Here is a 19,628-nt window from a genome sequence, read left to right on the forward strand (position 1 = left end):
CCCTCGAAAGGCGTAGGCGACAGTTGTCGTCCGCACCGAAAGGCTGTGTGCGCAGCCGGCCTATGGCTCCTTCCACAATCCAGGCCAGGATGTGACAGTGCCGTTCAACGCGAATCTTTCTTGTCGAAAGCAGACGCCATGCTCTATTCCGACGAGACGACCGTCGATCCGGTCCTCAATCCGGTCCAGACCGGCGACAATGCCTCGTCTGCGGCCTCGTCCCCGACTCCCGGAGCCGAGGATCCGGCCTCCGCGAGCAAGGTCGCCACGCTGCTCGGCGCGAGCCCCGTCGGCTCGAGCGGCGCGCCCGATCCGGCGGCCGCCTCGATCCTTCAGGATCCAACGGTGAAGTCCGGCCCGTCGGCGGCCTCGAACGCGATCTTCTGCTGCGGCACCTGCGGCTACGTGAACTGCCCGACGCGGATCCTCGACCTGCCGTCGAGCACCATCCTGTCGGCGAGCGGGCAATTGCCCGGCTACGGCAGCAGCGCACCGCTGGGCGCCGTCACCACCCTGCCCGGCGGGGCCGAGACCGCCGCGACGGGCCCGAGCAAGACCCAGATCGCCAAGTTGAGCGGCCCGATCACGACCGCCGTCGCGCCGTCGAAGTCCGGCACGAACACCCTGACCGCCAATTCCCTGACCGCCACCTCGCTCAGCACCACCGCGACGGCCTCGACCACCAACAAGATCGTCCTGGAGAACCAGAAGGTCGGCAACCCGGTCAGCGAGTGGGGCATCGACGGTTCGGGCGACGACAACATCGAGGGCTTCGCGACCGACATCAGCACGAATGTCGGCAAGACCGTCAACTTCAAGATCAACACCAACTCGAGCAATTACCGGATCGACATCTACCGGCTCGGCTATTACGGGGGCCTGGGTGCGCGCAAGATCGACACGATCCAGCATACCGGGGTGCAGAACCAGCCGAATCCCCTGCGCGACGCGGCGACAGGGATGGTCGATGCGGGCAACTGGTCGATCTCGGCCTCGTGGACCGTGCCGACGGACGCGGTGTCGGGCGTCTACATCGCCAAGCTGACGCGCCAGGACGGCACGGCGGGCGAGAACGAGATCCCGTTCATCGTCCGGGACGATTCGAGCCACAGCGACATCATCTTCCAGACCTCGGACCAGACCTGGCAGGCCTACAACCCGTGGGGCGGGGCCAACTTCTACGGCGGCAACGGCCCGGCCACCGGCCAGGGCGCGGGCCGCGCCTACGCGGTGAGCTACAACCGGCCGATCACCACCCGCGGCGGCACCCTCGCGGCCGGGCCGCAGGACTATATCTACGGCGCCGAGTTCCCGGCGATCATGTGGCTGGAGCAGAACGGCTACGACGTCTCGTACATGTCAGGCGTCGATGCCGACCGGTACGGCAGCCTGCTCAAGAACCACAAGATGTACCTCGATGTCGGCCATGACGAGTACTGGTCGGGCCCGCAGCGCGACAACGTCGAGGCGGCCCGCGACGCCGGGGTCAACCTGGCGTTCTGGAGCGGCAACGAGGTCTACTGGCGCACGCGGTTCGCGAGCAGCATCAGCAGCGACGCCACGCCGTACCGCACGCTGGTCTCCTACAAGGAGACTTGGGACGCCGACCAGAACGCCGACCCGAGCAACCAGTGGACCGGCACCTGGCGCGACCCGCGCGGGCCGGCCGGGACGGTGGGGAACAACGACCCCGAGAATGCCCTCACGGGCACGATGTTCCAGGTCGACGCCTACGTGCTCGACACGATCACGGTGCCCTACGACGACGCCAACCAGCGGTTCTGGCGCAATACCAGCATCGCCAACCTGCAGCCGGGTCAGACCGCCTCGCTCAACAAGAACTATCTCGGCTACGAGTGGGACGAAGCGCCCGACAATGCCAGCGCGCCGGCCGGACTGGTGCGCCTGTCCTCCACCACCCTCGACGAGACGACCTACCTCCAGGATTTCGGCAACACCACCGGCAAGGGCACGGCGACCCACAGCCTGACGCTCTACCGCGCCCCGAGCGGCGCCCTCGTCTTCGGCGCCGGCACCGTCTACTGGTCCTGGGGCCTGTCGGCCAACCACGACAACGAGGCGACGCCGACCGATCCGCGGATCCAGCAGGCGATGGTCAACCTGCTCGCCGACATGGGCGTGCAGCCGGGAACCCTCGACCCGAACCTGAAACCCGCCACCGCCTCGACCGACCACACCGCGCCGACCTCGACCGTCACCACGCCGACGACGGGATCGAGCGTCACGGCCTTCACCCCGGTGACGATCACCGGCACCGCCAGTGATGCCGGCGGCGGCGTGGTCGCGGGCGTCGAGGTCTCGACGGACAACGGCGCCACCTGGCGCGCCGCCACCGGCGACGAGAGCTGGAGCTACACCTTCGCGCCGCAGGTCGCCGGGACCTACCAGATCCGCACCCGGGCGACCGACGACAGCGTCAACCTGGAAACCCCGTCGGCGGGGCGCAGCCTGACGGTGACGGCCTCCCCCTCCCTCACCATCTTCCCCGGCTCGGCGAAGCCCACGGTCACCAACACCGTCGACAGCACCCCGGTCGAGCTCGGGGTGAAGTTCCAGAGCTCCACCGCCGGCACGATCAGCGGCCTCCGCTTCTACAAGAGCACCCAGGACCGCGGGACCCATGTCGGCACGCTGTGGTCGAGCACCGGCCAGAAGCTCGCCACCGTGACCTTCACCAACGAGACCACGGACGGCTGGCAGACCGCCACCTTCTCGAATCCGGTCCCGATCACCGCGGGCACGAGCTACACCGCCTCGTACTACTCGACGCTCGGGCACTATTCGAGCGACGTGAACTACTTCAACAGCAACGTGACGAGCGGGCCGCTCACCGCCAGCAGCGGCGTCTATGCCTACAACCAGAGCCAGTTCCCGACCCAGACCTTCAACAACACGAATTTCTGGGTCGACGTGCTGTTCAACGCCGGCGGCACCACGACGAACCAGGCCCCCACCGCCGTCAGCGATTCCGGCCTGTCGGTCACGAAAGACACCGCCACGACCTTCGCAACCTCGACGTTGCTCGCCAACGACACCGACCCGAACGGCGATCCGCTGACGGTGACCGGCGTCAGCGCTCCCTCGAACGGCACCGTATCGCTCAACATCCAGAACGCCACCGTCACCTTCACGCCGACCGCCGGCTACACGGGTCCGGGCGGCTTCACCTACACGATCTCGGACGGGCGCGGCGGCACGTCCTCGGCCAACGCGGCGCTGACGGTGTCGGCGCCCGGCACCGCCCCGGTCAGCCTGTTCTCGTCCTCGGCGACTCCCGCGGTCGCCAACGAGAGCGACACCGGAGCGGTCGAGCTCGGGGTGAAGTTCCAGGCCTCCTCGGCCGGCACGGTGAGCGCGATCAAGTTCTACAAGGGCAGCCAGAATACCGGCACCCATACCGGCACCCTGTGGTCGAGCACCGGCCAGGCGCTGGCGACCGCGACCTTCACCAACGAGAGCGCGAGCGGCTGGCAGACTGCCACCTTCTCGAGCCCGGTCGCGCTGACGGCGGGCGCCACCTATACGGCCTCCTACCACACCAATACCGGGCATTACTCGACGACGACGAACGGCTTTGCCAACGCGGTGACGAACGGGCCCCTCACCGCACCGTCCACCGGCAACGGCGTCTACGCCTACGGCAGCTCCAGCCTGTTCCCGACCAGCACCTACCAGAACACCAACTACTGGGTCGACGTCGTCTTCAACCCGAGCGGCACCGCCGCCAACCAGTCGCCGGTCGCGGTCAACGACACCGGCCCCGCGGTGACGAAAGACACCGCCGTCACCTTCTCGACCTCGACGTTGCTCGCCAACGACACCGACCCGAACGGCGATCCGCTGAGCGTGACGAGCGTCGGTGGCGCCACCAACGGCACCGTCTCGCTCAACTCCACCAACTCCACCATCACGTTCACGCCGACCACCAACTACACCGGGTCCGCCGGCTTCACCTACACGATCTCGGACGGGCGCGGCGGCACCGCGTCGGCGAGCGTCGCCCTGACGGTGTCGGCGCCCGGCACCGCCCCGGTCAGCCTGTTCTCGTCCTCGGCGACGCCGGCGGCCACCAACACCAACGATACCAGCCCGGTCGAGCTCGGGGTGAAGTTCCAGGCCTCCTCGGCCGGCACGGTGAGCGCGGTCAAGTTCTACAAGGGCACGCAGGATACCGGCACCCATACCGGCACCCTGTGGTCGAGCACCGGCCAGGTTCTCGCCACCGCGACCTTCACCGGCGAGAGCGCGAGCGGCTGGCAGACCGCCACCTTCTCGAACCCGGTGACGTTGACGCCCGGCGCCACCTACACCGCCTCCTACCACACCAATGCCGGTCGCTACTCGACCACCGCCAACGGCTTCTCGAGCGCGGTGACGAACGGGCCGCTCACCGCACCGTCCACCGGCAACGGCGTCTACGCCTATGGCAGCTCCAGCCTGTTCCCGACCAATACCTACCAGAATACCAATTACTGGGTCGACGTCGTCTTCAACCCGAACAGCAACGCCACCAACCAGTCGCCGGTCGCGGTCAACGACACCGGCCCGGCGGTGACGAAGAACACCGCCGTCACCTTCTCGACCTCGACGTTGCTCGCCAACGACACCGACCCGAACGGCGATCCGCTGAGCGTGACGAGCGTCAGTGGTGCCACCAACGGCACCGTCTCGCTCAACTCCACCAACTCCACCATCACGTTCACGCCGACCACCAACTACACCGGGTCCGCCGGCTTCACCTACGCGATCTCGGACGGGCGCGGCGGCACCTCGTCGGCGAGCGTCGCCCTGACGGTGCTGGCCCCCAGCACCGGCGCGGTCAGCCTGTTCTCCTCGTCGGCGACGCCGGCGGCGACCAACACCAACGACCTCAACCCGGTCGAACTCGGCGTGCAGTTCCAGGCCTCCTCGGCCGGCTCGGTGAGCGCAGTCAAGTTCTACAAGGGCACGCAGGATACCGGGACCCATACCGGCACGCTGTGGTCGAGCACCGGGCAGAAGCTCGCGACGGCCACCTTCACCAACGAGTCTGCCAGCGGCTGGCAGACCGCCACCTTCTCGAACCCGGTCGCGCTGACGCCCGGCGCCACCTACACGGCGTCCTACCACACCAATACCGGCCGCTACTCGCAGACCGCCAACGGCTTCGCCAACGCGGTGACGAGCGGCCCGCTGACGGCGCCGTCGGCCGGCAACGGCGTCTACGCCTACGGCAGCTCCAGCCTGTTCCCGACCAACACCTACAACAAGACGAATTACTGGGTGGACGTCGTCTTCAACCCGTCGGCGGCGGCGTGAGGATCGGCACGAACCATCACAAGCCCCCTCATCCCACCCTCGACCTCATCCTGAGGTGCCGGGCGATCGAAGATCGCTTGGCCTCGAAGGAGGCCTCCAGAAACCGCCGAGACTTCTGGAGCCCTCCTTCGAGGTCAATCGATCGACTAACACCTCAGGATGAGGTCGAGGATGGGACAAAATCGTTCGCAAGCATCTGACAACGCACAGGGATCGTCATCAATGATCACCGAAACCTACACCGACGGCATCAGCGAGATCACCGTGACCGGCTCGATCGTCCGGGTCGACCTAATGAGCCTGTCGCCGTCCGAGCGCGACGCCAACGGCAACCCGGTGCCGATGGTGCGCCAGCGCCTGATCCTCCCGGCCGACGCCTTCGCCAACGCCGCCGACCTGATGCAGCAGGTCAAGAACAGCCTGATCGAGTCCGGTGTCATTCATCCGGGCCAGCCCCAGCGGGAGGCCGTGCCCTTCGCCGGTGCCCGCCCGGGCCGCAACACCTCGCCGAACTTCTCCTGATCCTCCAAAAAAGCTCGGGCGCCGCCGTGGATACCGGACTGCACTGCCTCGTCGCCGTCGCGCGCCACCACGGCGTCGACCTCGATACTGAGCGCCTCGCCCACGCCTACGCGGTCGGGGACGAGGCGGTGTCGACCCCGCGCCTGACCCGGATGGCGCGGGAGGTGGGCCTCCGGGCCGGCCGCACCCGCCTGTCCTTCCGGAATCTCACCGATCTCGGCGGCGCCTTCCCGGCCCTGGCGCATTTGAGGAACGGCAACTGGGTCGTCGTCACCGGCACCGACCGGAACGCCGAGACGCCGCGCCTGATCGTGTTCGACCCGAAGGCCGCCCGGCTCGAGCCGTTCCTCCTCGACGAGGCCGCCTTCTGCGCCGCCTGGGGCGGCGAGGTGCTGCTGATGCGCCCCAAGGCCAGGCGGCGCACGCCCGACGGGCGCCGCCCCTTCGGGCTCCTGTGGTTCGTGCCCGAGATCCTGCGCCAGCGCCGGCTCTTCTCCGACGTGATCGTGGCGGCGCTCGCGCTCTACGCCGTCGGCCTCGCGGTGCCGCTGTTCTCGCAGCTCGTCATCGACCGGGTGCTGACCCACGAATCCTACGCGACCCTCACGGTGCTCGCCGGCGGGGTGGTGCTGGCGCTGGTCTTCGAGGCCTGCTTCACGTTCCTCAGGCGCTACCTGCTGCTCTACGCCTCGAACCGCATCGACATCCGGGTCGCGGTGAAGACCTTCGCCCACCTCCTCGGCCTGCCGCTCGCCCATTTCGAGCAGGTGCCGGCGGGCATCCTGGTCAAGCACATGCAGCAGGCCTCCCGGGTGCGGGAATTCCTGACCGGGCGCCTCCTCACCACGGCGCTCGACGCCTGCTCGCTCCTGGTCTTCGTGCCGGTGCTGCTGCTCTACAGCCCGAAGCTGACCCTGGTGGTGCTGGTCTTCACCGGCCTCGTCGCGCTCACCATCCTAGGCCTGATCGGGCCGTTCCGGCGCCGGCTCCAGGCGCTCTACGACGCGGAGGGCGAGCGCCAGGCGCTGCTGGTCGAATCGGTCCAGGGCATGCGCACCATCAAGTCGCTGGCGATGGAGCCCCTCCAGGGCCGCCAGTGGGAGGACGCCTCGGCGCAGGCCGTGCAGATGCGCTACGGCGTCGAGCGGATCTCGGCCATCGCGCAGGCCGTCACCGGGCTCCTCGAAAAACTCACCTCGGTGGCGATCATCGGGCTCGGGGCCCTCGACGTGTTCGACCGCTCGATGACGGTCGGCGCGCTCGTCGCCTTCAACATGCTGGCCGGCCGGGTCTCGGGGCCGCTCGTGCAGATGCTCACCATGGCGCACGAGTACCAGGAGGTCGCGCTCTCGGTGCGGATGCTCGGCGAGGTGATGAACCGGGCGCCGGAGGCCGAGGGGCCGTCCCGCGGCCTGTGCCCGCCGGTGCGCGGCGAGATCACCTTCGAGGACGTGCGCTTCGCCTACGGGCCGGACCGGCCGCCGGCCCTCGATTCCGTCTCCTTCACCCTGGAGGCCGGCAGCATCGTCGGGGTGGTGGGGCGCAGCGGCTCGGGCAAGACCACGATCACCCGGCTGATCCAGCGCCTCTATCCGGTCCAGCAGGGGCTGGTGCGCCTCGACGGGCACGACATCCGCGAGATCGACCTCGCGCACTTACGCCGCCAGGTCGGCGTGGTGCTGCAGGACAGCTTCCTGTTCCGCGGTACGGTGCGGGAGAACATCGCGGCGGCCAAGCCCTCGGCGAGCTTCGAGGAGATCGCCGAGGCCGCCCGCGCCGCCGGCGCCGACGAGTTCATCGAGCGCCTGCCCCGGGGCTTCGAGACGGTTCTGGAGGAGAACGCCTCGAATCTCTCGGGCGGCCAGCGCCAGCGGCTCGCCATCGCCCGGGCCCTCGTCACCGATCCGCGGCTCTTGATCCTCGACGAGGCGACGAGCGCGCTCGATCCCGACAGCGAGGCGATCATCCGGCGCAACCTGCGCCGGATCGCCCGGGGCCGGACGGTGCTGATCGTCTCGCATCGCCTCGCCACCCTGGTCGATGCCCACGCGATCCTGGTGATCGACGGCGGCCGCCTCGTCGCGACCGGGCGCCACGACCAATTGCTCACCTCCTGCACGACCTACCGCCACCTGTGGAACCAGCAGACGAGGCAGGCCGCATGAGCGCCACACAGCCCCAAGCCGGCTCCGGTGACGACGCGGCCCGGCCGCCGCTCGCCTCGGTGCCGGCATCGGACCCGGCTCCCACCAAGGCCCCTCCCCGCGGCGAGGTCGTGGTCCTGCCCTCCCGGCGCCGGCCGGCCCTGGTCTCGGATTTCCAGCCCGACGCCCTGGCGGTGGAGGAACGCGCCCCGCCCCGGATCGCCCGGGCGACGCTCTACGCGGTCGCCGCACTCCTCGCGACGGGTGTGGCCTGGTCGTGCCTGTCGGAGATCGACGAGATCGCCAGCACGCGGGGCCGGCTCGTCACCACGGTGCCGAACATCGTCGTCCAGCCCCTGGAGACCGCGGCGATCCGCTCGATCGCCGTCACCGTCGGCCAGTCGGTCAAGGCCGGCGAGACGCTGGCGGTCCTCGATCCGACCTTCAGCGAGGCCGACGTGCAGCAGCTCACCGCCCGGCTCGCCGCGGCGGAGGCCCTGGTGCGGCGGCTCGAGGCCGAGGATGCGGACCGCGACGCCGCCTTCGACCTGAAGCGCCCCGAGCAGGCGCTGGAGGCCCGCCTCGCCAAGCAGCGCCGGGCGCTCCGCGACAGCCGCCTGCGCGGCCTCGACGAGGAACTGGCCCGGGCCGAATCGAGCCTCGCCCGCAACCGCCGCGAAGAGACGGTGCTGCTCGCCCGCCTCGACGGCCTGCGCGAGATCGAGGGCATGCGCACGACGCTGCTGGAGCAGCAGATCGGCTCGAAGCTCAACCTGCTCCAGACCCGCGACGCCCGCCTCGACGTCGAGGCCTCGCTGGTGCGCACCCGCGGCGCGCAGACGGAAGCGCGCCACGACCTCGCCAAGGCGACGGCCCAGCGCCAGGCCTTCCTCGACGAGACCGGCCGCACCGTGCTCGAAGCCCTGGCGGAGGCGCGCGAGAAGCGCATCGTCGCGGCCGAGGAGCTGCGCAAGGCGACCCTGCGCCGCGAGCTCGTGACGCTGACGGCGCCCGCCGACGGCACCGTCCTCGACATCGCCCAGCGCGGCGCCGGCTCGGTGGCGAAGCAGGCCGAGGCGCTGTTCACGCTCGTGCCGGCGGGCAGCCCGCTCGAGGCCGAGGTGATGATCCACCCCCGCGACATCGGCCACGTCGCGGCGGGCCAGCCGGCGCGCATCAAGCTCGATGCCTTCCCGTTCCAGAAGCACGGCACGGTCTCGGGCCATGTCCGCACGGTGAGCCGCGACGCCTTCCCGTCCGACGGGGAGGGCCGCGGCAATTCCGGCCCGGGCCAGCCGCCGGCCCTGTTCTACCGCGCCCGCATCAGCCTCGACGACACGGGCCTGCGCGCCCTGCCCGAGGGTGCCGGCCTGATCCCCGGCATGGCGGTGCAGGGCGAGGTCAGGGTCGGCCAGAAGCGGGTGATCGCGTACTTCCTGTACCCGTTGATGCAGGTGGCGGACGAGGGGATCCGGGAGCCGTGAGGGGCTAGAGCATTTTCCGGCCAAGTGGCTACCGGTTGGGCGAAGAAAATGCGGCAAAACTAAAGATCTAGAGCAGCGCCCGAATGTAACGCTACGGTACACGACGCAGCAGGCTGCGCGCCGCAAGAGCAGCGGTCGCCGCGCGTGAACCCTCCCCCTCTGCGGGGGAGGGTGCCCGGCGGAGCCGGGCGGGAGAGGGGCAGCGCGACAGTGCCAAGTGTGGCGCCTGTCAGGACGCTCGCGACCTCTCCGGAAGCGGCGTCCCCTCTCCCGACCCCCGCTGACGCGGGGGCCACCCTCCCCCGCAGAGGGGGGGAGGGTTCAGGCGCGGTGGCCGTCGTTCCCACACCCGCGCAACCTCCTGTGTCGTGCACCGTGTTGCATCGCGATCGGGCGCTGCTCTAGCCTGCCCGCCCGACCGGGCGCTCGGCAGGCCATGCTCAAAGCGCGGAGAGCATCCCGTCCACGGCTCGATGCCGTCGTCATGGACCGGGCCGCGGCGCGGTCGGTCAGCGCTCCGGCGCCGCCAGGAGCGGTGCGAGCCAGCGGGCCGCGAAGGGATCGCCGCAGGTGCCGTGGAGCGGCGGGCGCAGCCGCAACAGCACCTGGATCACCGCGCTGTGCAGCCCGGTGCAGGCGCTCCACTCCACCCCGGCGCCCGGATCGGCGAGGAGCAGGGCGGCCAGGGTCTCGGCCTCCTCCACCGGGCAGGCGCCCTCGAGGCGGATCCACTCACCGTCGCGGCGCACGGTCACGGCGTGCCTCCTCCCATCTCTTGCCCATGTCCTTACGCTTGCTCCCGCGCGACCAGGGCCTCCGGATCGAGCACCAGGAGAAGGCCGCCGTCGCCGGTGAGCACGGTCCCGGCGAAGCCCGGCAGGGCGGCGAGGCCTGGCAGCGGCCGCACCAGCCCGTCGAGGCGGCCGGCGAAGCGATCGACCTCGACGGCGACGCGCTCGTCCCCGAGCCGCAAAACCGCCAGCCGCGCGGCGGCCGGCGGCGGCCCGGGGCCTAAGTCGAGCAGGTCGGCGAGGTGGAGCACCGGTACCGTCCGGCCGCGCAGGACCGTGGCGGCGCCGAAACCGTGGTCGCGGATGCGCTCCCGCGGGACCCGGGCGAACTCGTCCAGGGCCTCCATCGGCAGGCCGTAGAGGTCCGGGCCGATCCCGAGCAGGAACAGCCGGGCGAGGGACTGGGCGCGCGGCAGGATCAGCCGGACCGTGGTCCCCTCCCCGATCCGGCTCTCGACGGTGCAGCGGCCGCCGAGGCGCGCGACGGCCTCGCGCACCGCATCCATGCCGACGCCGCGGCCGGAGACGGCACCGACCTCCGTCGCGGTCGAGAAGCCGGGAGCGAAGATCAGGTCGATCACCCCGGCCGCGTCGAGGGCGGCGAGGGACGCGGGCGCCATCAGCCCGCGGGCGGCGGCGCGGTCGCGGATGAGGGCCGGATCGAGGCCGCGCCCGTCGTCGGAGACCGAGACCACGACCCGCTCGCCCCGGCTCTCGGCCCGCAGGACGATCCGGCCCGTCGCCGGCTTGCCGGCGCGGGCCCGCGCCGCGGGCGGCTCGATGCCGTGGTCGACGGCGTTGCGCAGGAGGTGCAGCAGGGGCTCGAACAACCCCTCGGCCACGTCCCGGTCGACCTCGGTCGCCTCGCCCTCCAGGGTCAGCGCCACCTCCCGGCCGAGCCCGCGGGCGATGTCGCGCAGCGGCCGCGGGAAGCGGCGGAAGACCCGCGCCAGGGGCTGGAGCCGCAGCGCCACCGCCTCGCGGTGCAGCTCGGTGGAGAGCCGCCCGATGCGCTCGTCGCTGGCCCGCAGGGCTGGGACCAGGCTCGCGGGATCGTCTCCGGACATCGCCCTGGCGACCACCGCGCCGAGGGCGGCGCGGGCGGTGGCGAGGTCGTCCGCCAGGGCGACGAGGGCGTCGATCCGGCCCGCATCGACCCGCAGGGTCCTGGGCGCCGAATCGGCGCCGGCAGCCGCGTCGGCGCCCCCAGCCGCGTCGGCGCCGGCAGCGGTGTCGGTGTCGGTGTCGGGGGCCGCCGGATCCGGCGGCGCCAGGGTGACAGTCGTGACCTGGTCGCGCACCAGGCGAAAAACCGCGTCGACCGCCTCCCGCGGATCCGCGGTGAGCAGCGTCACCGCGAGGTTGCAGGCGAAGACGTCGAGGGTCTCCGCCGGCGGCCAGGGCGCGGCGGGGGCGACGTCGAGGGCGAGCAGTCCGGGCAGCCGGCGCACGAGACCGATCGGGTCGTCGCCGGCAAAGAAGCAATCGGCCCGCGGGACGTAGCGCAGGGCGGTGACGGCACCGTCCGGCCGCGCGGGCAGACCCGCCACGAGGTCGGCGGCCCAGCGGGGCACCGGACCCGATGTCGGGCCGGCCGGCGCCGGATCGGGCGCTCCGCCCGGCGGGGCCAGCAGGGTTCGGAAGCCCGCGACGATCCGGGCCGATTCCGCCGCGCTCCCGGCCGGGAGCGCCCCGGTCGCGGCGATCGCCCCGGTCCAGCGCGACGCGGCGTCGAGGGCGGCGAGCGACGCATCGACGAGGCCGGCACCGGTCGCGAGCCGGCCGGCGCGGGCGGCGGAGAGCCCGTCCTCGGCGGCGTGGAGGGCGGCGAGCATGTCGGGCCAGTCGAACAGGGCGGCCGAGCCCTTGAGGGTGTGGACGGCGCGAAACACCCGATTCAGCACCGCCGGATCGGGGGCGCCTTCGAGGGCCAGCAGGTCTTCGGCCGCGGCCTGGATCAGCTCGCGCGCCTCGGCCACGAAATCCGCGACCAAATCCGCCACCATGTCGTCGGCGGGGGGCGCCTCACGCATGCGCGTCCTCCGGGCGCTGATAGACCACGGCCTCGGGGAAGCGGCGGGTGCGGAACCGCGACGGGATCCGGGCCATCGACTCGGTGTGGCCGAGGCAGAGGAAGCCGCCCGGCCGCAGGGCGGAAAAGAGGTTGTCGGCAGCGATTTGTCGCGATGCGTCGTCGAAGTAGATCAGCACGTTGCGGCAGAACACGATGTCGAAGCGCCCTTCCTGCGCCATCCCGGCCCCGTCGACGAGGTTGCGGCGGCTGAAGCGCACCGAGCCGCGCAGCTCCGGCAGGATGCGCCAGGTCGGCCCCCCGGCCGTCCCCTCCTCACGCGTGAAGTAGCGCGCGACCACGGCGGGCGGCAGCCGGCCGAGCGCCCGGGCGCCGTAGCGCCCGGCCTGCGCCGCGGCGAGCGCCCGGGTGTCGATGTCCGAGCCGACGATCTCGATCTCCCAGGCATCGACCGCCGGCCAGTGCTCGAGGAGCCAGATCGCCAGCGAGTAGGGCTCCTCGCCGGTGGCGCAGGGCATCGACCAGATCCGGATCGGATCGCCGAAGCTTCGCCCGGCGGTGACGGCGGCGAGGAGCGAGCCGGTGAGGCAGTGCAGCTGGTGCTCCTCGCGGTTGAAGTAGGTCTCGTTGACCGTGAAGGCGTTGACGAAGAGCTGCACCTCGCCGTCGCGATCGGCCCGCAGCCGGGCGAGGTAGGCCGGCAGGTCACCGGTGCCGGTGGCGCGCATCCGCTCCAGCACCCGGCGCTCGACGAAGGCGCGCCGGTTCCCCGGCACCAGGATGCCGGTCTGGCGGTAGAGCAGGTCGCAGACCCGCGCGAGGTCGGGCTCGGCGAGCGTGCCGGCGCTGTCAGGCGTCATGTCACCAAAGCCGTCAGCTCGGCCGCGATGGCCTCCAGCGGCGCGACCACGCTGGCGCCGCCGGCGCGCACCAGCTCGCCCGGCATGCCCCAGACCACCGCCGTCGCCTCGGCCTCCGCGATGGTGCGCCCGCCGCGGGCCCGCAACGCCGCCATGCTCCGGGCGCCGTCGCGGCCCATGCCGGTCATCAGCACCCCGACGAGGCGGCGCGGCGGCACGAGGTCGAGGGCACTCTCCACCAGGCGGTCGACGCTCGGGTGCCAGGCATACTGGGCCCGGGCCGGGGCCGGGGCCGCCATCAGGCCGCCGGGCCGGCGCACCACGATCACGTCGGCATCGCCGCGCCCGACATAGACCCGGCCCGGCGCCAGGACCACCGGCGCCGTCACCTCCTGCACGCCGAGCGCGCAGAGCCCGTCGAGCCGGCGGGCGAGCGGCCCGGTGAAGGTCGCCGGCATGTGCTGGGCGACGACGATCGGCCAGGGGAAGTCCGCGGGCAGCTCGCCCAGGAGGGCGGTCAGGGCGGGAGGCCCCCCGGTCGAGGCGCCGACCAGGACGAGGCCGCCGGCCGGGTCCGCGGGCGGGGTCGAATCCGCCGGCGGCGCCGAGTTCGCCGGAGGGGCCGAGTTCACCGGGGGGGCCGCCGGCGCCGGGCGTGGCGCGAGATCGGCGTGCCGGGCGCGCAGGCGCGCCGCGAGCCCGAGGGCGGTGCGCGGCCGGGACCGGGCCGCCGCCCGCACCGTCCGCACCAGCACCGGCGCGAAGAGGTCGACCGCCAGCGACACCGCGCCGGCGGGTTTTTCCAGGACGTCGACCGCGCCCCGCGCCAGGGCGTCGAGGCTCGCCTCCGCGCCCTCCCCGGTGAGGGAGGACAGCATCACCACCGGGCAGGGCCGCTCCAGCATGATCCGGTCGAGGCAGGCGAGCCCGTCGAGGCCCGGCATGGTCACGTCGAGGGTCACCACGTCGGGCGCGAAGCGGGGCAAGAGGTCGAGGGCTTCCAGCCCGTCGCGGGCGAAGGCCAGTTCGAAATCGCCCTCGGCGGCGAAGATGCCGCCCAGCACCTTGCGCATCAGCGCCGAGTCGTCGACCACGAGGAGGCGGATCATGCCACGGACCTCCCGGCGAACGCGGCACGACGGAGCAGCGCGGCGGGATCGATCAGCGGCAGCGGCCCGCCCGGCAGGTCGGCGACCCGGGTCAGCGCGGCGCCGAGCCCCTCCGCAAATTCCCCGGCGGCCCCGTGCGGCGCCGGACGGATCGCCGCGGTCTCCGGCCGCACCAGCCGCGCCGCGCCATCGACGAGGAGGCCGGCCCGTGCGCCCCCGGCCTCGACCACCACGAGGCGCCGCGAGCCGATCCCGGGCGGCACGCCGGGGTGCCGGCGCAGGTCGAGGACCGGCAGCGTCCCGCCGCGGACGGCCAGCATCCCGGCGAGGCCGTCCGGCGCCCGGGGCACCCGCACGAGGGCGTCCGGCGCCCGCTCCACCCGGCGCACCGCCCCGGCGGGCAGGCCGTAGGCGTTGCCGGCGAGGTCGACGACGACGATCGGCTCGGTGCCGGCGGCGAAGGGAGCGGCCCGCGCCGGCTCCGCCGCGCCGGCGAGGGCCTGCGGCGACAGGAGGCAGACGAGGGTCCCGTCGTCGCGGCGCAGGAAGCCCGCCGCCAGCCCGGCGGCCGGGCCGGCGCGGCGCAGGGTTCGGGGCACCGGGTCGATCGCCTCCGGCCGCACCCGCAGCACCGGCCCGACCCGCTCGGCCACCAGCCCGAGGCCGCGGAGCACCGCGACCCGGGTGCCGGCGCCGCCCGCGAGCCCGAGCCGGGCGGCGAGGTCGACGAGCGGCAGCGCCCGCCCGCGCCACGACATCGTGCCGAGGGGGACGGCCCTCGCATCGGAGGCCGGCGCGACGCTCTCCGGACGACGCGTCACCGCCTCGACCGCGTCGAGCGGCAGGGCGTAGGATCGCCCGGCGGCCGTGAGGGCCAGGAAGGCGACGTCCGGAGCGCTGTCGGGGACGGCCCGCGGCGGAACCGCATGGCTGCGCGACGCCGCGGCATCGGCGTCTCCCCCCGGCCGTCGCGCGAGACGGCCCGCGATCAGGCCCGGCAGGTCGAGGATCGCGGCCCCGCCCGGATCCGCCTTGAGGCCGACGATTCCGGCGACCAGGAGCCCGACCGGCCCGTCGGCCTCGGCCACCACCATCCGACCCTGGAGGGCCGGCCTCGGGGTCTCTCGCACCGAGGCCGGCGCGAGCAGCCGGGCGAGGTCGAGGACCGGGAGCGCCGTGCCGCGGCTCTCGGCGAGTCCGACGAGGCATGCCGGCGCCCCCGGCACCCGGGTCAGGGCCGGGACCGGCGCCAGGCCGCGCACCAGCTCGGCCGGGAGGGCGACGCGCAGGCCCTCGCCGTCGAGGGCGACGACGAGGACGCGCTCGCGCCCGGCCTCAGCCATCCGCCCGCAGCTCGTCGGCCAGCAGGGCGATCTCCTCGACCGCCGCCGCCAGGTCCTCGGCCCCGCGGGCCTGCTGGCGGGCGGCGGTGGCGGCCTCGGTCGAGGCGCGGTCGGCCTCCTCGGCGGCCGCGGCGATCTGGCGGGCGCCCGCCGCGACATCGGCGGCGGCGGTGAGGATCTCGTCGGCCCCGCCGGCGATCTCGCGGTTGGCCTGCTCCAGCTCCGCCACGTCGGCGGCCACCGCGGCGAGGCCGGCCGTGAGGGCCCGGTTCTTCGCCACCTCGGCCTCGGCGGCGGCCGCCGCGCGTTCGAGGGCGCGGCGCAACGCGGCGGCGCCATTCCGGATCGTGCGCAGGGTGGCGCGGATCCGCTCGGTCCCGGCGCTCGCGTCGCGCGACAGCGCCCGGATGTCGCCCGAGACGAGAGCGAAGCCCTGACCGGCCTCGCCGGCGCGGGCGGCCTCGATCGCGCCGCTCACGGCCAGCATGCCGATCTGCACCGCCACGAGGGCGATGCCCTCCGCGATCGTCTCGATGCGCCCGGTATCGGCCTCGATCGCGCCGAGGCGGTCGAGGGAGGCGTGCATCCCGTCGAGGGACTGCCCGACCCCGTCGGCGAGGGCGCCGAGGGTGGCGCGGGCCTCGCGCAGGGTCCCGGCGAGGCCCGCGACCTGCGCGAGCGCATGGTCGGCACCGGTCCGGGCCTCTGCGGCGGCGCGCTCGATCTCCGTCATCGCGGCGGCGGATTGCCGGGCCGCGGCGCTCTGGACGGTCAGGCCGCGGCTGATCTGGTCGACCGCGGCCAGGATCTCGGCCGCGGCGCCGGACAATTCCTGGATCGAGGCGGAGAGCGCGTCGGCGGCCCCCGCGATCGCCTCGGGATTCGCGCCGGCCACGCCCGCGGGCTGCGCGGGAGGCGCGCGGTCCGCGCTCGCGCCGCCCAGCGTCTCGGCGAGGGCCGCCAGCGCCTCGGCGGTGGCCTGGCCCTGGTCGAGGGCTTCCGTCTGCTGGCTCACCGCGCGTTGCGCCTCCTCGGCCGCGGCAGCCTGCTGCTCGGCCGCCGCCGCGACCTGCTCGGCGCCGGCTTGCGCCTCGCGGGTGGTCGCCTCCGCCCGGAGCGCCGCCGCCAGGATGCTCTGGGCGCCTTCCGCCAATGTGCCGAGATCGGTCCGCGCCGCCTCGAGCCGTCGGGCGACCCCCGTCCCCGAGGCGGCCTCCGTCACCGCCCGTGCGGCGGCGTCCCGGATCGCGGCGCCGAGCGCCCGGATCTCGGCCCGGATCGCCTCGGCCCGCTCCCGCACCTCCCCGGCCCCGGCCTCCGCGGTCTCGGCGAGCGCCCGCACCTCGTCGGCGACGATCGTGAAGCCGCGGCCGTGCTCCCCGGCCCGGACCGCCTCCAGGGCGGCGTTGAGGGCGAGCAGCCCGGTCTGGTCGGCGATCTCCGCGACCGTGCCGGTGACCTCGCCGATGCTCGCCGCCCCGCGATCGAGGTCGTCGACGATGGCGACCGTCGCGGCCTGCCGCCCGGCCTCGGCCTCGATCGCCGCGACCGACTGGGTCGCCTGGACGCTGGCCTCGGCGAGCACGGACTGGAACGCGGCGGTACGCTGGCGCGACAGGTCGGCCCGCTCCCGCGCCGCACCGAAGCGCCCGACGATCGCCGCCACCGCGGCGAGGGACTCTTGCGCCGCACCCGCGGCCTCCTCGGCCCCGCCGGCGATCTGCTCCATCGCCCGGCGCAGCTCCTCGGCCGCCGCCGACGCCTCGGTGACGCCGGCCGCCAGCTCCTCGGTGGCGGCGCCCAGGCGCTCGGTCGCCTTCCGCCGGCGCATATCCGCTGGCTCGCGGCGCGTATCCGCCGGCTCGCGGGTCCGGCCCGGCCGGGGCGCGGGTTCCGCCTCCGGCGCCGTGGGCGCACCGTCCCGGGCCGCGAGCTTCGCCTTCTTCACCAGTGCCATCGCGCCCAAAAACCCGCCCGCGCCTGCGCCGGTGTGCCGGAGGCGTGTCGCCGCGGCAAGCGCCACGGGGGTATCGGGCTGGGGAGTGTGGCGCCAAGTCTCGCCTTTCGAAGTCTCGTCTTTCGAACTCCCGCCTCCCGAAGTCCCGCCGCTTCCGGTGGCAGGCCGCTCGGACCGGCGGGTTAGGGTTTCCTTAACCACGAGCCGCGATGGTCCGCTCAACTGAACACCGAGGAGGTCGGGATGGATCACTTCGAGACGAGCATCCGCGAGCGGGCCTACGCCCTGTGGGAGCGGGACGGCCGCGCGCCGGGCCGCGACGAGCATTACTGGCGCCTGGCCGAGCAGGAGCTCACCCGGCCGGCGGCGCCGCCGGCCGAGGCGCCGGCCGCCGAGACGGTCGCCGCCAAGCCCGTGCGCAAGCCGGCGGCCCGCAAACCCGCTGCTGCCAAGAGCGCCGCGGCCAAGGTCGTGGCCGAGGTGGCCGAGGCCGCAGCGAAGCCGGCCCCGCGCCGGCGCCGCGCCGCCGCCGCGGTCGAGAACGTCACGACGCATTAAAATGACAGTCGGGCGCGAGCCGCGCCCGACCCGACTACAGAGCCTGCGAGGCCGCGCGATCTCCGATTGCCCGGCACCTCAGGATGGGGTCGCAGATGGGATTGGAAAGCGTCTCGTAACGCTGTCCTCGCCTAACAAGCAGGCGCTCAGCCCCTTCCGCCCTGCGGGAGGGGCTTTTTTTCGGTCGCGACCCGCACCGTGAGCCTGCCGCGGCGGCGGATCCGCCACAGCGCGCCGACGAGGACGACGTCGATCACCCCCAGGACGGCCAGAGCCGCCAGTGTCGCGTCGGCGCCCGCATGGGCGATGAGGTAGGCCCCGGCCGACGGCGCGACGGCCTGCGCGGCGAGGCTCGGCTTCGCCAGCCGGCCGAGCAGGGCGGCGTAGCGGTCGGGCCCGAACAGGGCGAGCGGCAGGGTGCCGCGGCCGATCGAGTAGAGCCCGTTGCCGGCACCGTAGACCACCAGCACCAGGCCCGGTGCCGGCAGCCCGCTCCCCAACAGGAGTAGGCCGACCGCCATCAGCACCACCGCGGCGGTGAGCGTCCAGATCGGGTGGTGCCGGCTGCGATTCGCCACTTCGAGCAGCCGCGCCCCGACCTGCGACGGCCCGACCAGGGTGCCCAGCGACACCGCCGCCGCCAGCGACAGGCCGCGATCCTGCAAGAGCGTCAGCAGGTGGACCGAAAAGATCGAGGTGGCGATGCCGGTGCAAGTCACGATCGCGGCGAGCATCAGGAAGACCGGCCGCTCGTCGGCGTCGAGCGACACCGTATCGGACCGTCCGCCCCCTGCCGCCGGCCGCGGGGCGGCGCGCGGGACCGCCCCCAGGATCAGCGGCAGGCACACGCCGAGTTGCAGGGCGGCGTAGGTCAGGCAGGTGCCGCGCCAGCCGAGATGCGCGAGCAGGAAGGCCGAGAGCGGCCAGCACAGGGTGCTGGAGAACCCGCCCCACAGGGTCAGCGTCGTGATCGCCGGGCGCGCATCGGCGCCGTAGAGCCGCCCGAGCGTCGCGAAGGCGGCGTCGTAGAGGCCCGACCCCATCCCGGCGCCGATCACCAGCCAGCCGAGGCCGAAGACCGGCAGGTTCGGGGCAAGACCCAGGACGACCAGCCCGGCGGCGAGCAGCAGGGCCGACACCGCCAGGACCGGCCGCCCGCCCCGGCGGCCGATCGTCCGGCCGGCGAAGGGCGCGACGAGGCCCGCCGCCAGCATGCCGGCGGTGAGGCTGCCGAAGATCCAGGGCAGTCCCCAGCCGGTCTCCGCCGCGATCGAGGGGCCGAGCACCGTCAGCAGGTAGTAGCTGCAGCCCCAGGCGAGGATCTGCACGATGCCGAGCGCCGAGATGACCGGCCAGCGCCTCTGCGCGATCACGAGACGGCCGGGCCCGGGCCGCAAGCCCGCGCGTGGTCCAGAACGACGTCCATCGGCGGCCTCCCGCTTCGGGCGGGCATGAGGACCGGCGCCCGATTCCCGCATCCTTTGCCAATCTCTAACGAGTTCGCGGGAC

At 73.2% G+C, this 19,628-nt stretch carries 12 protein-coding genes; 5 read left to right on the forward strand and 7 right to left on the reverse strand.

Features of this window, described 5'->3' with window-relative positions; genetic code table 11:
• Positions 1-120 precede the first annotated feature (120 nt).
• The 4 genes from DK412_RS13125 (at position 121) to DK412_RS13140 (ending at position 9,469) form a co-directional block, all read left to right on the forward strand.
• Entirely contained in the window at positions 121-5,319 is a 5,199-nt protein-coding gene (locus tag DK412_RS13125) for a DUF4082 domain-containing protein (protein WP_245447630.1), read from the forward strand.
• A 222-nt stretch (positions 5,320-5,541) separates the two neighbouring features.
• Positions 5,542-5,841, forward strand: coding sequence for a hypothetical protein (locus DK412_RS13130; protein WP_109972308.1), 300 nt, complete (start codon positions 5,542-5,544; stop codon positions 5,839-5,841).
• 26 nt (positions 5,842-5,867) lie between these two features.
• Complete coding sequence (locus DK412_RS13135) at positions 5,868-8,006, forward strand: peptidase domain-containing ABC transporter (protein WP_109972309.1); 2,139 nt, start codon at positions 5,868-5,870, stop codon at positions 8,004-8,006.
• Positions 8,003-9,469, forward strand: a complete 1,467-nt coding sequence (locus DK412_RS13140) for an HlyD family type I secretion periplasmic adaptor subunit (protein ID WP_109972310.1) — start codon at positions 8,003-8,005, stop codon at positions 9,467-9,469. The genes DK412_RS13135 and DK412_RS13140 overlap by 4 nt, the downstream gene beginning before the upstream one ends.
• A gap of 509 nt (positions 9,470-9,978) precedes the next feature.
• On the opposite strand, the gene DK412_RS13145 is transcribed toward DK412_RS13140, so the two are convergent.
• Genes DK412_RS13145 through DK412_RS13170 form a run of 6 tightly spaced genes read right to left on the reverse strand, consistent with a single transcriptional unit; the run spans position 9,979 to position 17,561 of the window.
• Positions 9,979-10,224, reverse strand: coding sequence for a hypothetical protein (locus DK412_RS13145; protein WP_109972311.1), 246 nt, complete (start codon positions 10,222-10,224; stop codon positions 9,979-9,981).
• A 32-nt stretch (positions 10,225-10,256) separates the two neighbouring features.
• Entirely contained in the window at positions 10,257-12,293 is a 2,037-nt protein-coding gene (locus tag DK412_RS13150; RefSeq protein ID WP_245447632.1) for a chemotaxis protein CheA, read from the reverse strand.
• Entirely contained in the window at positions 12,286-13,152 is an 867-nt protein-coding gene (locus DK412_RS13155) for a protein-glutamate O-methyltransferase CheR (protein WP_109972312.1), read from the reverse strand. Before DK412_RS13155 ends, DK412_RS13150 begins: the two co-directional genes overlap by 8 nt.
• Entirely contained in the window at positions 13,149-14,261 is a 1,113-nt protein-coding gene (cheB, locus tag DK412_RS13160; RefSeq protein ID WP_109972313.1) for a chemotaxis-specific protein-glutamate methyltransferase CheB, read from the reverse strand. Before cheB ends, DK412_RS13155 begins: the two co-directional genes overlap by 4 nt.
• Positions 14,258-15,604 carry a chemotaxis protein CheW gene (locus tag DK412_RS13165; protein WP_109972314.1) on the reverse strand — a complete coding sequence of 449 codons (1,347 nt, stop codon included), beginning with the start codon at positions 15,602-15,604 and terminating at the stop codon, positions 14,258-14,260. Before DK412_RS13165 ends, cheB begins: the two co-directional genes overlap by 4 nt.
• Positions 15,597-17,561 (reverse strand): methyl-accepting chemotaxis protein, encoded by a 1,965-nt coding sequence (locus DK412_RS13170; protein ID WP_109975244.1) that lies wholly within the window; start codon positions 17,559-17,561, stop codon positions 15,597-15,599. The genes DK412_RS13165 and DK412_RS13170 overlap by 8 nt, the downstream gene beginning before the upstream one ends.
• 243 nt (positions 17,562-17,804) lie before the next feature.
• On the opposite strand from DK412_RS13170, the gene DK412_RS31390 reads away from it, so the two are divergent.
• Positions 17,805-18,119 (forward strand): DUF2934 domain-containing protein, encoded by a 315-nt coding sequence (locus DK412_RS31390; RefSeq protein ID WP_109972315.1) that lies wholly within the window; start codon positions 17,805-17,807, stop codon positions 18,117-18,119.
• Positions 18,120-18,265: 146 nt separating this feature from the next.
• Here the strand turns inward: DK412_RS31390 and DK412_RS13180 are convergent, their stop codons facing one another.
• Positions 18,266-19,492: an MFS transporter gene (locus DK412_RS13180; RefSeq protein WP_109975245.1), complete on the reverse strand. Its 1,227-nt coding sequence runs from the start codon at positions 19,490-19,492 to the stop codon at positions 18,266-18,268.
• Positions 19,493-19,628: the final 136 nt, after the last annotated feature.

Source organism: Methylobacterium sp. 17Sr1-1 (assembly GCF_003173775.1).
GTDB lineage: Bacteria > Pseudomonadota > Alphaproteobacteria > Rhizobiales > Beijerinckiaceae > Methylobacterium.

Coding starts and splice junctions, on each gene's coding strand:
- DK412_RS31390 (WP_109972315.1), top strand. CDS start 17,805: ATGGATCACTTCGAGACGAGCATCCGCGAGCGGGCCTACGCCCTGTGG.
- DK412_RS13130 (WP_109972308.1), top strand. CDS start 5,542: ATGATCACCGAAACCTACACCGACGGCATCAGCGAGATCACCGTGACC.
- DK412_RS13150 (WP_245447632.1), bottom strand. CDS start 12,293: ATGCGTGAGGCGCCCCCCGCCGACGACATGGTGGCGGATTTGGTCGCG.
- DK412_RS13155 (WP_109972312.1), bottom strand. CDS start 13,152: ATGACGCCTGACAGCGCCGGCACGCTCGCCGAGCCCGACCTCGCGCGG.
- DK412_RS13165 (WP_109972314.1), bottom strand. CDS start 15,604: ATGGCTGAGGCCGGGCGCGAGCGCGTCCTCGTCGTCGCCCTCGACGGC.
- DK412_RS13140 (WP_109972310.1), top strand. CDS start 8,003: ATGAGCGCCACACAGCCCCAAGCCGGCTCCGGTGACGACGCGGCCCGG.
- DK412_RS13170 (WP_109975244.1), bottom strand. CDS start 17,561: ATGGCACTGGTGAAGAAGGCGAAGCTCGCGGCCCGGGACGGTGCGCCC.
- cheB (WP_109972313.1), bottom strand. CDS start 14,261: ATGATCCGCCTCCTCGTGGTCGACGACTCGGCGCTGATGCGCAAGGTG.